12 protein-coding genes are annotated in these 12,798 nt (G+C 71.9%); 3 read left to right on the forward strand and 9 right to left on the reverse strand.

From position 1 onward, the window contains the following. Nucleotides 1–6: 6 nt before the first annotated feature. The gene (locus ACIRQP_RS00495) at nucleotides 7–234 is read right to left on the reverse strand and encodes a hypothetical protein (RefSeq protein ID WP_078490871.1); all 228 of its coding nucleotides are present in this window, start codon (nucleotides 232–234) and stop codon (nucleotides 7–9) included. Between the two features lie 295 nt (nucleotides 235–529). Further along, nucleotides 530–1,948, reverse strand: a complete 1,419-nt coding sequence (locus ACIRQP_RS00500; RefSeq protein WP_403881144.1) for an alkaline phosphatase PhoX — start codon at nucleotides 1,946–1,948, stop codon at nucleotides 530–532. Nucleotides 1,949–2,054: 106 nt separating this feature from the next. On the opposite strand from ACIRQP_RS00500, the gene ACIRQP_RS00505 reads away from it, so the two are divergent. Further along, on the forward strand, nucleotides 2,055–2,819 hold the full coding sequence (locus ACIRQP_RS00505; protein ID WP_403881146.1) for an SDR family NAD(P)-dependent oxidoreductase: 765 nt from the start codon (nucleotides 2,055–2,057) through the stop codon (nucleotides 2,817–2,819). 884 nt (nucleotides 2,820–3,703) lie between these two features. On the opposite strand, the gene ACIRQP_RS00510 is transcribed toward ACIRQP_RS00505, so the two are convergent. Further along, complete coding sequence (locus ACIRQP_RS00510; RefSeq protein WP_403881149.1) at nucleotides 3,704–5,182, reverse strand: hypothetical protein; 1,479 nt, start codon at nucleotides 5,180–5,182, stop codon at nucleotides 3,704–3,706. A gap of 183 nt (nucleotides 5,183–5,365) precedes the next feature. Here ACIRQP_RS00510 and ACIRQP_RS00515 point away from each other — a divergent pair, with 183 nt between their 5' ends. Continuing rightward, nucleotides 5,366–7,204, forward strand: coding sequence for an endonuclease/exonuclease/phosphatase family protein (locus tag ACIRQP_RS00515; RefSeq protein ID WP_403881152.1), 1,839 nt, complete (start codon nucleotides 5,366–5,368; stop codon nucleotides 7,202–7,204). A gap of 106 nt (nucleotides 7,205–7,310) precedes the next feature. Here ACIRQP_RS00515 and ACIRQP_RS00520 read toward each other — a convergent pair whose 3' ends face one another. From ACIRQP_RS00520 to ACIRQP_RS00530, 3 genes are all read right to left on the reverse strand, one after another. Further along, nucleotides 7,311–8,015, reverse strand: coding sequence for an antibiotic biosynthesis monooxygenase (locus ACIRQP_RS00520; protein ID WP_403881155.1), 705 nt, complete (start codon nucleotides 8,013–8,015; stop codon nucleotides 7,311–7,313). Nucleotides 8,016–8,115: 100 nt separating this feature from the next. After that, nucleotides 8,116–8,769, reverse strand: coding sequence for an SMI1/KNR4 family protein (locus tag ACIRQP_RS00525; protein WP_403881158.1), 654 nt, complete (start codon nucleotides 8,767–8,769; stop codon nucleotides 8,116–8,118). Nucleotides 8,770–9,002: 233 nt separating this feature from the next. Then, nucleotides 9,003–9,689: a DUF4232 domain-containing protein gene (locus ACIRQP_RS00530; RefSeq protein WP_403881161.1), complete on the reverse strand. Its 687-nt coding sequence runs from the start codon at nucleotides 9,687–9,689 to the stop codon at nucleotides 9,003–9,005. Nucleotides 9,690–9,834: 145 nt separating this feature from the next. Here ACIRQP_RS00530 and dapA point away from each other — a divergent pair, with 145 nt between their 5' ends. Beyond that, nucleotides 9,835–10,740: a 4-hydroxy-tetrahydrodipicolinate synthase gene (gene dapA / locus ACIRQP_RS00535; RefSeq protein WP_403881164.1), complete on the forward strand. Its 906-nt coding sequence runs from the start codon at nucleotides 9,835–9,837 to the stop codon at nucleotides 10,738–10,740. A gap of 30 nt (nucleotides 10,741–10,770) precedes the next feature. Here the strand turns inward: dapA and dapD are convergent, their stop codons facing one another. The 3 genes from dapD to ACIRQP_RS00550 form a co-directional block, all read right to left on the reverse strand. Then, nucleotides 10,771–11,769: a 2,3,4,5-tetrahydropyridine-2,6-dicarboxylate N-succinyltransferase gene (gene dapD / locus ACIRQP_RS00540; protein ID WP_403881167.1), complete on the reverse strand. Its 999-nt coding sequence runs from the start codon at nucleotides 11,767–11,769 to the stop codon at nucleotides 10,771–10,773. A gap of 133 nt (nucleotides 11,770–11,902) precedes the next feature. Further along, complete coding sequence (locus ACIRQP_RS00545) at nucleotides 11,903–12,472, reverse strand: TetR/AcrR family transcriptional regulator (RefSeq protein ID WP_403881170.1); 570 nt, start codon at nucleotides 12,470–12,472, stop codon at nucleotides 11,903–11,905. After that, nucleotides 12,472–12,792 carry a DMT family transporter gene (locus ACIRQP_RS00550; RefSeq protein ID WP_403881173.1) on the reverse strand — a complete coding sequence of 107 codons (321 nt, stop codon included), beginning with the start codon at nucleotides 12,790–12,792 and terminating at the stop codon, nucleotides 12,472–12,474. Before ACIRQP_RS00550 ends, ACIRQP_RS00545 begins: the two co-directional genes overlap by 1 nt. Nucleotides 12,793–12,798 lie beyond the last annotated feature (6 nt).

A 12,798-nucleotide genomic window follows, 5' to 3' on the forward strand; every position in this document is an offset into this window, starting at 1 on the left:
GGGGCTTCAGAGCTTGGTCAGCTTGGCGAAGGGGCTCAGGATCCTCCCCTGTCGCCCCGAGAAATCGATGAGCACGGCATGTTCGCCCTCGACTCCGATGACTCTTCCCAACCCGAACTGATCGTGCGAGACACGGTCTCCCACATCGAACTGCTCGGGCGGGGGTGAGGCCGGGGCCTGGCGGTTGAAGGGACTGGACGGCAGGTGGCGCCGGGATCCGGCTGACTTTGTCATTACTTTGAGTATGCGCCCAATGAGCCCCGCCGCGCCATGCCCGGCAACCGACGGGCGCCCGGATCACCCCTTCCAGGGCCCGCGGGCGTCCCGTCCCGCATCCAGCGGTCCGACCATCCCGAAGGCAGCGTCGGTCAGCCCGCCGAACGTGTGTCGGCCGGACGGGCCGTGCCCGGCCACGAGTGCCGATGACGGGACCCATACCCGCGGCCTCCCCGAGCAGGTCCTGCCTGTCGCGGCTGGACAAGCAGGACCCCGGAGAGGCAACGGGCCCGTCCGCCAAGGGTTTTCGCGGTCAGTCCCGGGGAGCGCGCCGCCACGGGCCGGTGATGGCCAGCATGATGCCCGGCTCCTGGATATTGGCGAACAGCGTTCGGCCGTCCGGCGAGAACACAACACCCGTGAACTCGCTGTCGTTGAGGTCGTTGCGCGCGATGGGGTACGTGCGTCCGCGCTCCGTCGCCCCGAAGAGATGCTGGAGGCCCTCACCGTCCTCCGCGATGACCAGACCTCCGTACGGCGAGACGGTGATGTTGTCCGGCCCGTCGAAGGCGCCGTCCTTGTCCGGATCGGCGTTGACGCCCAGCAGCACCTTGAGCGTCAGCGTGCGGCGGCGCGGGTGGTAGAACCACACCTGACCGTCGTGCGGCACGCCGGGGCTCTCGTCACGGGCGTACGAGGAGACGATGTACGCGCCGCCGTCCGCCCACCACATGCCCTCCAGCTTCCTGGCGCGGGTGACGTCCTCGCCGTCGAACTGCTCCCGTACGTCCACGGTCTTCGCGTCCCGGTCCGGTACGTCCACCCAGTCCACGCCGTAGACAGTGCCGATCTTCGCGGCGCGCGAGAGGTCGTCCACGAAACGGCCGCCCGCGTCGAAGCAACGGGGTGCCTGGAGCACCCCCGCGTCATCGGCGAGCCGGCGCAGCTGCCCCCGCCCATGCTTGAAGCCGTGCGGCGGCACCCAGCGGTAGAAAAGCCCGTTGGGCTCGGAGGCGTCCTCCGTCAGATAGGCGTAGCCGGTACGGGGATCGATGACCACGGCCTCGTGGTCGTAGCGGCCGAACGCCTTGATGGGCTTGGGATTCCGGTTGGCACGGCGGTCGTACGGGTCGACCTCGAAGACATACCCGTGGTCCTTGGTCATCCCGTTCTGCCCGGCCCGGTCGGAGTTCTCCTCACAGGTGAGCCAGGTGCCCCACGGGGTGCGCCCGCCCGCGCAGTTGGTGGAGGTACCGGCGATGCCGACCCACTCCGCGGTACGGCCGTCGCGGTGCGTCTCGACGACCGTGCAGCCGCCGGCCGCGGCGGGATCGTAGACCAGGCCCTCGGTGAGCGGCACCGGGAACTCGTAGTCGCCCCTGGGACCATCCAGCTCATGGTTGTTGACCAGCAGCGTCACCCCGCGCGGCCCCTCGAACGTGGCGGTGCCGTCGTGGTTGGACGGGGTGTCCTCGCCGGACTCCAGCTTGGTCACACCGCTGTGCGTGATGACCTTGTACGAGAATCCGGCCGGCAGCGCGAGCATGCCGCGAGGATCGGGGACGAGCGGCCCGTAACCGGGCGAGGGTACGGGCCCGGAGGCCACCTCGGGAGCGTCCTCCGCCGCCAGCGCGCCGGGCGCGGTGGCGAGCGCTCCGGCGGCGCCCGTGAGGACGAGTCCCGCCCCTGTCAGTGCGGATCTTCCGGTGAATTCCCTGCGGCTCAGCGGCATCGCGGTCTCCTGAAGGGGCACGTGGGTCGGGGGTACGCTCCCGACGCTCCCTCCCACGGATAAACAGCGCTTGAACACCGCCCGACATCGAGAGGCCCGCTTTCCCATGAATCTGTCGTCCACCGGCCGCCGCGTCCTCGTCACCGGCGCGTCCCGCGGCCTCGGCCGCGCCGTCTCCCGCGCCTTCGCCGCGCAGGGCGACCGCGTCGCCGTCCACTACGGAACCCGCTCCGCCGACGCCCGCCACACCCTGGAGTCGCTGACCGGCACCGGCCACGCGCTGGTGGGCGGCGACATCTCCGACCCGGCGGGCGCGGCGCGGGTCGCGGACGACGCGGCCGAGGCGCTCGGCGGGATCGACATCCTCGTCAACAACGCGGCCGTCAACGAGCCCCACCCCCTGCCCACCACGTCCTACGACGACTGGGCGGCGGCCTGGCAGCACCACGTGTCCGTCAACCTCCTGGGCACGGCCCTGCTCAGCCATCGCGCCGCCCGCTCCATGATCGACCGCTCGACGCCCGGCCGGATCATCAACATCGGCTCCCGCGGCGCGTTCCGCGGCGAACCGGACTACCCGGCCTACGGCGCGACGAAGGCGGCGGTCCACGCCCTGGGCCAGTCCCTGGCGGTCTCCCTGGCCCCTTACGGCATCGCCGTGGCGTCCGTGGCCCCGGGCTTCTTCGCCACGGAACGCGTGGCGTCCCGCCTCACCGGCGCGGAGGGCGAGTCGATCCGCGCGCAGAGCCCGTTCGGGCGGGTGGGCACGGCGGAGGAGATCGCGGGGGCGGTGGTGTGGCTGGCGTCGCCGGGGGCGGAGTGGTCGTCGGGAACGATCCTGGACCTCAACGGAGCGTCGCACCTGCGGTGAGCAGGCGTGTTCGGGGTCCGCTCGTCGTCGGCCGGGCCCGGTTTCCGGGTGCGGTGCGCTTCCTGGCGCGGGCGTGGCTCGGAGTGCGTTCGTCTTCGGTTCGGGCCGGTTCCGGGTGCGGTGCGCCTCCGGCGCGGGCGTGGCTCGGGGTGCGTACGTCTTCGGTTCGGGCCGGTTTCCGGGTGCGAGTTGTCGCCGGGTGACGCGGTGCGCCTTCCGGCAGGGGGGCGTGGCTCGGGGTGCGTACGTCTTTGGCTGAGGCCGGTGGTCGTGTGCGGGTTGTCGCCGGGTGGCGCTCCGGGGCTCGCGCCCTGGACGGCATGATTTACAGCGCGACTCCGGCCACAGTCGGAGCACGGGCGTTCGTGCGCCACACATCACGCTTTAGTGTCCCGGACACGACCTCTGCGCGCCCCCCTTCACCGCCCGCACAAGCGACGCGTTCGTGCGCGAGGGCGAGTAGGGAAGCGGCGGCATCCTCCCGCACCGAGCCCGATCGCTCCGCCAGGACAGGCGAAGTAGCCAGGCTCTGGCGCACCGGCCCACTGACCCCCGCCGAGATGGCGAGTGGCCGGGGCCACCGGGCCGCACCTACCCCCAATCCCCCAGCCGGGCGGTGGGGGCAGGTGTCCGCCGGGGGGAGGGGGTCGGGGTCGCAGGAGGTGCGTGTCAGGACGTAAAGCGTCGCAGCTCGCGCGAAGCGCGGTGACCACGCGACGGAGTCGCATATCGATCGCAGCGCAGTCCGGACACGGACCTCCGGAGGCCCCGGCCCCCGGCACACGACCACGCACCCGCACCCCCGCCGGACGGCGCACCGCACCCCCGCCGGACGGCGCACCGCACCCCCGCCGGAGGCGCACCACACCCCCCGCCGGACGGCGTCACCCCCGCGACCGCGCCTTGAACGCCGCCTTGCGCGCGTCCTTCGACGCCGTCCTGTCCCGATGCAGCCTCCCCATCGCCTCCAGCACCTCCGCCGTCGCCGGATGCTCCACCCGCCACGCCGCCTCGAAGAACCCGCCGTGCTGCCCCACCAGGCCCTCGACCAGCTCCTGGAGCTCGTCCGGCTCCCCCTCCGCGTCCAGCTGCGCGGCGATCGTGTCGATGGCCAGCCAGAAGATCATCGACTCGGGCGGCGGCGGCACATCGCCCGCGCCCAGTTCGGCCAGCCAGACGCGCGCCAGGCCGCCCAGTTCGGCGTCGTCCAGGACCTCCCGTACCGCGGACTCCGCCTCCGCGCCGACCAGGGACAGCGCCTGCTGGCAGTGCAGGCGGCGCAGTGGGGCGCCCGGGTCCGTGCCGCGCGCGGCGGCCAGGAGTTCGCGCGCCGCGTCGGCCGGCGCGCGCCGGGTCAGCCACTGTTCCGTCTCCGCGCGCGCGGACAGCTCGGGGAAGTGCGCCACGCCGTCCAGCAGCGCGTGCGCGTCCTTGTCCGCGAGGTCGCCCACCGCGGGCGCGTCGACCCCCGCCTCCAGCATCCGGGACCTGATCCCGTAGAGCCCGAGCGGCGTCAGCCGGACCATCCCGTACCGGGCGACGTCCTCCTCGTCGACGGGCAGCGACGCGTCGGGCGCGTCCTCCGCGTCCTCCACCATCAGCGCCTCGTCGACCGGTACGTACGAGACGAGCCCGATGGGCTCCAGCAGCCGGAACTGGTCGTCCAGCCGCATCATCGCCTCGGACACCTGCTCCAGGACGTCGTCGGTGGGCTCGCCCATGTCGTCGGGCACGATCATCGACGCGGCGAGGACGGGCAGGGGCACCGGCCCCTCGCCGCCGCCCTCCGCGAGGGTGAGCAGATAGAGGTTGCCGAGGACGCCCTCCAGGAACTCCGCCTCCAGCTCCGGGTCCCAGTCCAGCGAGTCGAGATCGATCTCGCCGTCGTCGCCGATGGCCGCCGCCAGATCGTCCAGCACGGGCGCGGTCGCGTCGGCGAAGACGACGTCCAGGGCGTCCAGCCAGAGCGACAGGATGTCCTGCGGGCTGCCGGAGGTGAGCACTCCGAGCTGTTCGCCCGTGGTGACGTGGCCCTCGGCGTCGGGGGCGGCGCCGTCCGGCTCGCCGTTCTCGTCCGGGTCGTCGACCTCCACGAGGCCCGTATCGACCGCCACCCGCCATGCCTCGCTGGCGTAGGCCTCGCCGTCGCCCTCGGAGAGCTCGTCACCGAGGCCGAGCACTTCCGCCGCGGCGGGCAGCTGCTCGTCGACCAGCTCGCCGCCGGTTCCCACCCGCGTCGCCGGACCGGCCCAGCGGGCGAGCCGTACCGCGCGGGCGAGCAGTGGCGCGGCGAGCGCGTCCCGCGCCAGCTCCGCTTCCGAGGGCAGTCGCACCGGCGGCAGGGTAGGGCGGTCTCCGGGCATCTGGTGGTTCTCCTTGTGGCGTACGCGGGCGATGCGGCCCCCAGCGTAGACGCATTTGGCCCCATCCCACCCGGTTCATGTACTCGACAACGGCCGGACGCCCAGGCGCCCTTGACAACTGACCACCGCAGCCAAGAGATTGACGCGCGTAGAACACCCCTCCCTCATCACCGGAGTGCCTTCATGCCTTCTTCCGTACCGAGAACGGCCGCTGTCCCGGCCCTGGTCGCCCTCGCCGTGGCCTCCGGGCTGCTGGCGGGCGCCGGCGCACCCGCCTCCGCCGCCTCCGGGATCCGGATCCACGGCATCCAGGGAACCGGCCGGATATCCCCGCTGGTGGGAACCCCGGTGGCGGAGGTGCCCGGCATCGTCACCGGCGTACGGACCACCGGTTCCCGGGGGTTCTGGATCCAGGACCCGGAGCCCGACCACGACGCCGCCACGAGCGAGGGCATCTTCGTCTTCACCAATTCCGTGCCGCCCGTCGCCGTGGGCGACTCGGTGAAGGTCTCCGGCACGGTCGGCGAGTACATTCCGGGCGGCGCCGCCTCGGGCAATCAGTCGGTCACCCAGATCGCCTCGCCGACTGTGACGGTCGTCTCCTCCGGCAACCCGCTGCCCGCGCCGGTCGTGATCTCGGAGAAGTCGGTGCCCTCGGCGTACGCCCCGAAGGGCGACCCGGCGGCGGGCGACAGCGTCAACGGCCTGCGACTGAGGCCGCGCGGCTACGCGTTGGACCTCTACGAGTCGCTGGAGGGGATGAACGTCCGTATCGGCAGTTCACGCGTGGTCGGCGCGACCGATCCGTACGCGGAGCTGTGGGTGACGGTGAAGCCGCAGGAGAACGACAACCGCCGCGGTGGCACGGTCTACGGTTCGTACACCTCGCAGAACACCGGCAGGCTCCAGATCCAGCAGCTCGCGCCCCCCGCCCGGAACCCGTTCCCGACGGCGAACGTCGGCGACACGCTGACCGGTATCACCGAAGGCCCCCTGGACTACAACCAGTTCGGCGGCTACACACTCGTCGCCCGCACGCTGGGGACGGTCACGGACAGGAAGCTGAAGCCCGAGACCACTCGCCCGCAGCGCGAGAGCGAGCTGGCCGTCGCCACGTACAACGTCGAGAACCTCGACCCCTCCGACCCGCAGGAGAAGTTCGACGCGCTCGCGGGCGCGGTCGTACGGAACCTCGCCTCGCCGGACATCCTGGCGCTGGAGGAGATCCAGGACAGTACGGGCGCCGAGGACGACGGCACGGTTTCCGCCGAGGAGACCATCGCGAAGTTCACGGCCGCGATCACCGCGGCCGGCGGCCCCTCCTACGCCTGGCGCACCATCGACCCGGAGGACAAGAAGGACGGCGGTGAGCCCGGCGGCAATATCCGTCAGGTCTTCCTCTACAACCCGGCGCGGGTCTCGTTCACCGACCGCCCCGGCGGGAACGCGACGACGGCGACGGATGTCGTCCGTACGGACGCCCGCGCGGCCCTGACGCTCTCCCCGGGCCGGGTGGACCCCGCCAATGCCGCCTGGAACAACAGCCGCAAGCCGCTCGCCGGGGAGTTCACCTTCCGCGGCCGGACGGTGTTCGTCATCGCGAACCACTTCGCCTCGAAGGGCGGGGACGAGAGCCTGACCTCGCACCACCAGCCGGTGAACCGCTCCTCCGAGGTCCAGCGGCTCCAGCAGGCCCGGTCGGTGAACACGTTCGTCAAGGACATCCTCGCGGCGCAGCGCGACGCGGACGTACTCGTCGTCGGCGACATCAACGACTTCGAGTTCTCGGCGACGGCCAAGGCGCTGGCCGACCGCGGCGCGCTCTACCCGGCGATCAACTCCCTGCCGGCCGCGGAGCGTTACTCGTATGTCTACCAGGGCAACTCGCAGGTCCTGGACCAGATCCTGACCAGCCCTTCGATCACCTCCGGTGCGTTCGACTACGACAGCGTGCACATCAACGCGGAGTTCGCCCAGCAGAACAGCGACCACGATCCCCAGGTCCTGCGTTTCCGCCCCTGAGAAGCCGCGGTGGTCCGGCCCGACCCCACACGCGGCCGGGCCACCGCTCCCGGCGGCGCCGCACGCCGCGGCTGAGCACGCGGCGTGCGGCGCCCTCGGCCTGCGCTCAGCCTGCGCTGAGGCTGAGCGCGGGGGTGTACCGCGTCACCGTGCTGTCCTTCAGCCCGGGATAGGACCGCACCCGCTTCCACTGCTCGGTGGCCGAACCGACCCCGTTCCCCGGTGCGTCGAGCGCGTCGATATGCGCCTGCTCGCTCTCCCACTCCGCGTAGTTGAGTACGCGCGTACCGTCGGTGCTGAGATGGAAGTGCGCGGAGATCCCGCCGGAGGGCGTGTCCGGATCGGTGCCGAGGGCCTCGAAGACCGCGTCGACCCAGCCCTTCTGACGCTCGGCGTCGGACCCCTCGAACTCCACCTCCACGAGCACGACGCAGCCGGGCACCCGGGTCTCCCCCTTCTCCAGGGCCCCGCTGCGGTACAGCTCGTACGAGTGCGGCCCCACGCGCTCGATCCCGGGCACGGCGGCGTCGATCTCGGCGTTGAGCTCGTCCCGGAAGGTGTGGACGAACGCGTCGTACGCCTCCTGGTCGCGCCACTGGGAGTAGTGCCGCAGGGTGTCCCCGTCGTTTCCGGTGTAGACGCTGTACGAGAGCAGCCCGGCGTCCGGCCAATCCCTGCTCCGCCAGGCCCGGGTGATGGCGCCGACCGTGACGCGCTGCCGCTCGGGCGTGCCGACGCGCCAGGTGCTGACCAGGACGAGACCCGCGCCGGGGCGGGTGATCTCGGGAACGGTGCCGAGGTGCACGGACATGGTGGAACCTCCTTGTGGCGCACCCCCGCGGTGCGCCTCGACCACCATGCTCAAATATGAAGTGAGGTTGAGGTCAACAGACCGCGGCCACCGCGCCCCGTCACACCACGACGTCGAACCACGGCCGGCGTGTGGTGGCCCAGTGCGCCACCCAGCCCGCGAAGCCGTCTTCCGCGGTGGTGTGCCCGAAGGCCGCGCCGAACGGCGCCGCGCCCACATCGCTGATGTTCCAGATCTGCCCCCGGTGCGCACCGCTGACGACCAGATGCCAGTACATGCCGCAGCCGTCCGTGCCCAGCACCACGCTCCCGTAGTTGTAGACCTCGTCGATGAGCGGTTCTATCTCCTCGTACGGCCGGGGGTCGTCCTCCCACACCCATGCCTCGGTGAGCGGGAACGGCTTCGCGAGATCCCGCTGCGTCTGGTCGCATCCCCAGTCGGCGGGCAGCGCCGCCAGGGGTATCAGCCCGTCGATATCGGCGGGCCCGTCGCTGCATCCGTCGCAGATCTCGGCGACCAGCGTGCGGTACGGCTCGGGCAGGACGATTCCGTGCGCGCGCTCGAAGGCGCGCACTCCGTCCCAGCCCAGCGGCGGCAGGCAGCCCTCCGACGGGAAGGCCGCGCGCAACGCGGCGAGTTCGCCCCCGTCGGCCGCGCCTTCTTGGCTGTCGCTTCGGCCTGTCCCGCCCTGGTCGGCGTCGCCCGGATCGGCGTTTTCGGTGTCCATGCTCTCCATGTCCTCCATGTCCTCCATGTCCTCCATTGCACCAGTACCCACTGACAGTCCGGCCTCCGCTACCCCGAAGCGCCCTCCGGGACGCTGTTGTCGGGGGCCCGTCGTCGCGCGACCGTCGCGAGTGCGAGGGGCGATGGCATCGGGGCCGGTGAGGAGCGGAGCGTACGTCGTCATGGTTCGCATCCTGCCCCCATTCCGAACGGTCCATCGATCACTCTTCACAGCCGGTATACGGGCTCTCCCACGGCCGTTCACGACGCGTCCGGAGCCCGCCCGACCGCCCACGCGGTGACATGCAGTTCGCCGTCCGTACCGATGTCCACGGGCAGCGGGAGCGTGTCGCGTTCCTCGCCCGGCGCCGCCGCGACGACCACGTGGGCGCCGGTCGAGTGGGCCCCGGACTCGGTGATCCGGTTGTTCCACTGCAACACCGACTCCACGGACTCCCCCGGCGCCAGGGTCAGTTCCCTCGGGCCCTGGTCATCGGCCGCGCCGGTGCTCTCGTTCCCCTGGATCAGCTTCAGGGCGACCGGCTCGCGGTCCTCGTCCAGGACACCGATCCCCGGGTAGCCGTTGACCCGGTAGGGCTTCGTCCCGCAGTTCCGCAGCCCGATCGACACGGCCCGGATCCCCATGGCGGCGTTCACCTCACCATGGCTGACGGCCACACCCGAGGCGAGACAGCGGCCGGGACCGGTGGCCGCCCAGGGCTCGGGGCCCGCGGGCCGGTCGGGGAGCGGCTCGGCCGACAGCCCCGCCGAGGGCTCCGAAGGCGCCGCGGCCGGGGTCCTCGCGCCCTCGCCCGGCGCGGCGTCGCCACGCGCGCCCTCGCCCCGCGCGGCGTCGATCTCGTTCCTGATGTCGGAGCATCCGGTCGCCCCCGCCATCAGGACCAACGAGCCCGCCGCCATCGAGGCCGTTCGGCGTATCCGTGCCATGCGTTCCTCTCCCCCGCCCGGCCCCCTGCCCGGCACTCGCCGATCATGCCAGACGGCCCGGGAACGCTGCCTTTTAGCGCTGCTTCACGCTCACTCGAAGCAGATCTAAGTGGACCTTCACAGTCGCTCGGCGGACACTGCCGGTATGAGCACTCCTCGCCCCTTCGGCCGCGCCCTCTGCGCGATGGTCACGCCCTTCACCGCCACCGGAGAGCTGGATCTGCCCGGCGCCCGCGAACTCGCCGGCCGGCTGGTGGACGAGGGGTGCGACGGGCTGGTCCTGAACGGCACCACCGGGGAGTCGCCCACGACCACGGACGCCGAGAAGACCGCTCTCGTGCGCGCGGTCCGCGACGAGGTGGGCGGCCGTGCCGCCGTCGTCGCGGGCGTCGGCAGCGCGGACACCCGGCACACTCTCGCCCTCGCGCGGGCGGCCGAACAGGCCGGGGCCGACGGCCTGTTGGTGGTCTCCCCGTACTACAGCCGCCCGCCGCAGGAGGCCGTGGAGGCGCACTTCCTGCGGATCGCCGACGCGTCGGGCATCCCGCTGATGCTGTACGACATCCCGGGCCGCACCGGCACCCGCATCGAGCCCGCGACGATGCTGCGCCTCGCCACGCATCCGCGCGTCGTCGCCGTGAAGGACTGCGCGTACGACCTGCTCGGCAGCTCCAAGGTGATCGCCCGCACCTCGCTCGCGTACTACTCCGGCTGCGAGGAGCTGAATCTGCCGCTGTACGCGGTCGGCGGCGCCGGATTCGTCAGTACGGTCGCCAACGTCGCGCTCCGCCCGCTGCGTGCCGCGCTCGACGCGTATGACGCGGGCGCGGTCACCGAATCCGTACGGCTCAACCAACTCACCCTTCCCCTGGCCGAGTTGATGATGGCCTCGGGGCTGCCCGGGACGGTCACCGCGAAGGCGCTGCTGGGCGCGCTCGGCCGGCCGGCGGGTCCGGTGCGTGAACCGCTGCGGCCCGCCGGCCGGGAGACGGCCGACGGGCTGCTGAAGGCGTACGGAGAGCTCGTCGGATCCGCCGCCGCCCCGCTGTGATCAGCTGGTACCAGCCGTGATCGGCCGGGATCAGTTGTGGCTGTGGAGCACCTCGTTGAGACCGTCCCAGACCGCGTTGTTGGGACGGGCCTCGACCGCGCCGGTCACCGAGTTGCGACGGAAGAGGATGTTGCTCGCGCCGGACAGCTCACGGGCCTTGACGATCTGGCCGTCGGGCAGTGTGACGCGCGTACCGGCTGTGACATAGAGCCCGGCCTCGACGACGCACTCGTCGCCCAGCGCGATCCCGATGCCCGCCTCGGCACCGATCAGACAGCGCTCGCCGATGACGATGCGCTCCTTGCCGCCGCCGGAGAGCATGCCCATGGTGGAGGCGCCGCCGCCGATGTCCGAGCCGTCGCCGATGACGACGCCCGCCGAGATCCGGCCCTCGACCATGGAGGTGCCGAGGGTGCCCGCGTTGAAGTTCACGAAGCCCTCGTGCATCACGGTGGTGCCCTCGGCGAGATGCGCGCCGAGCCGTACGCGGTCCGCGTCGGCGATCCTGACCCCCTTGGGAGCGACGTAGTCGGTCATCCGCGGGAACTTGTCGACCGAGGTCACCTGGAGGTGCAGCCCCTCGGCGCGGGCGTTGAGCCGTACCGTCTCCAGCGTGTCGACGGCGACCGGGCCGAGCGAGGTCCAGGCGACATTGGCGAGCAGACCGAAGACGCCGTCCAGGCTCTGGCCGTGCGGCCGGACCAGCCGGTGGCTGAGCAGATGCAGCCGCAGATACACGTCGTGCGTGTCCAGCGGCTTGTCGTCGAGCGAGGTGATGACCGTACGGACGGCGACGATCTCGACCCCGCGACGGGCGTCGGGACCGATGGCTTCGGCCGCGCCTTCTCCGAGCAGCTCCACGGCGCGCTCGGCGGTCAGCCGCTCGGTGCCGGCCGGGCCGGGCTCGGCGGAGAGCGCGGGGGCGGGGAACCAGGTGTCGAGGACGGTGCCGTCCTCGGTGAGGGTGGCGAGGCCGGCGGCGACGGCGCCGGTGGTGCGCGGGGAACTGGAGGAAGACGTGTCGGTCATGCTCCGAACTTAACGGTCCCGGCGGGGCGCGGGCGAACCGGTCTCAGGTGACGGGCGCATCGCCACCTGGACAGACTCCGGCGGGACGGCGCTCACGCGGTCGACCTGCCGCCGGGATCAGGACCTGCCGCCGCTATCGGGACCTGCCGCCGGGATCGGGCCCTGCCGCCGGGATCAGCCGCGTCAGCATCTCGCGGGTGTGCTCGGCGTCGTACACCGCGTCCGTGAGCAGCACCTGGAGGCAGATCCCGTCCAGCAACGCGACCATCGCCCGCGCGGTGACGGAATCGATGCGCCTGGCCACCTCGTCCCCGAGCGCGGCGCACCACTCCCCCGCGACCGGACGCAGCGCGGGCCGCCGCAGCGCCGCGAGATACAGCTCGTACTCCAGCTCCACGCCGGTACGGTCCCCGGCGAGCCACTCCCCGGTGATCCGGGCCAGCTCGGCGGCGATGTCGCACTCCGGATCCGCGAGGGTGCCGCTCTCCCGCACGGCGGCGGCGAAGCTGTCGTTCGTCTGCCGCAACGCGGCGATCAGCAGTTCGTCGAGCGAGGCGAAGTGGTACGTGGTGGAGCCGAGCGGCACGTCCGCCTCGGCGGCGACGGTGCGGTGGCTCAGTCCGGCGATACCGCCTCGCCCGACCACCCGGATCGCGGCGTCGATGATCCGCTGGCGGCGGTCGGGGTCGTAACGGCGGGTCATCAGTGGGCTCCTCCGAGGTTGAGCACGACAACGCCCGCGATCACGAGGGCGATGCCCAGCAGTTTCGTCGGCGCCATCGCCTCGTTCATGAAGACCATGCCGATGGCGGCGATGGCCGCCGTGCCGACACCGGCCCAGATCGCGTAGGCGGTGCCTATGGAGATGGTCTTGAGGGTCTGCGCGAGCAGGGCGAAGGCGACGACATAGCCCACCACAGTCACCAGCGAGGGCCACAGCCGGGTGAAGCCCTCGCTGTACTTCATGGCCGACGTCGCGGCCACCTCCGCCGCGATCGCCGCGGCCAGCAGTCCGTATCCCATGCGTAC

Origin of the sequence: Streptomyces sp. NPDC102274 (assembly GCF_044766385.1) — a bacterium.
Lineage (GTDB): Bacteria > Actinomycetota > Actinomycetes > Streptomycetales > Streptomycetaceae > Streptomyces.

Coding starts and splice junctions, on each gene's coding strand:
- ACIRQP_RS00525 (WP_403881158.1), bottom strand. CDS start 8,769: ATGGAGGACATGGAGGACATGGAGAGCATGGACACCGAAAACGCCGAT.
- ACIRQP_RS00545 (WP_403881170.1), bottom strand. CDS start 12,472: ATGACCCGCCGTTACGACCCCGACCGCCGCCAGCGGATCATCGACGCC.
- ACIRQP_RS00505 (WP_403881146.1), top strand. CDS start 2,055: ATGAATCTGTCGTCCACCGGCCGCCGCGTCCTCGTCACCGGCGCGTCC.
- dapA (WP_403881164.1), top strand. CDS start 9,835: ATGAGCACTCCTCGCCCCTTCGGCCGCGCCCTCTGCGCGATGGTCACG.
- dapD (WP_403881167.1), bottom strand. CDS start 11,769: ATGACCGACACGTCTTCCTCCAGTTCCCCGCGCACCACCGGCGCCGTC.
- ACIRQP_RS00520 (WP_403881155.1), bottom strand. CDS start 8,015: ATGTCCGTGCACCTCGGCACCGTTCCCGAGATCACCCGCCCCGGCGCG.
- ACIRQP_RS00550 (WP_403881173.1), bottom strand. CDS start 12,792: ATGGGATACGGACTGCTGGCCGCGGCGATCGCGGCGGAGGTGGCCGCG.
- ACIRQP_RS00495 (WP_078490871.1), bottom strand. CDS start 234: ATGACAAAGTCAGCCGGATCCCGGCGCCACCTGCCGTCCAGTCCCTTC.
- ACIRQP_RS00530 (WP_403881161.1), bottom strand. CDS start 9,689: ATGGCACGGATACGCCGAACGGCCTCGATGGCGGCGGGCTCGTTGGTC.
- ACIRQP_RS00515 (WP_403881152.1), top strand. CDS start 5,366: ATGCCTTCTTCCGTACCGAGAACGGCCGCTGTCCCGGCCCTGGTCGCC.
- ACIRQP_RS00510 (WP_403881149.1), bottom strand. CDS start 5,182: ATGCCCGGAGACCGCCCTACCCTGCCGCCGGTGCGACTGCCCTCGGAA.
- ACIRQP_RS00500 (WP_403881144.1), bottom strand. CDS start 1,948: ATGCCGCTGAGCCGCAGGGAATTCACCGGAAGATCCGCACTGACAGGG.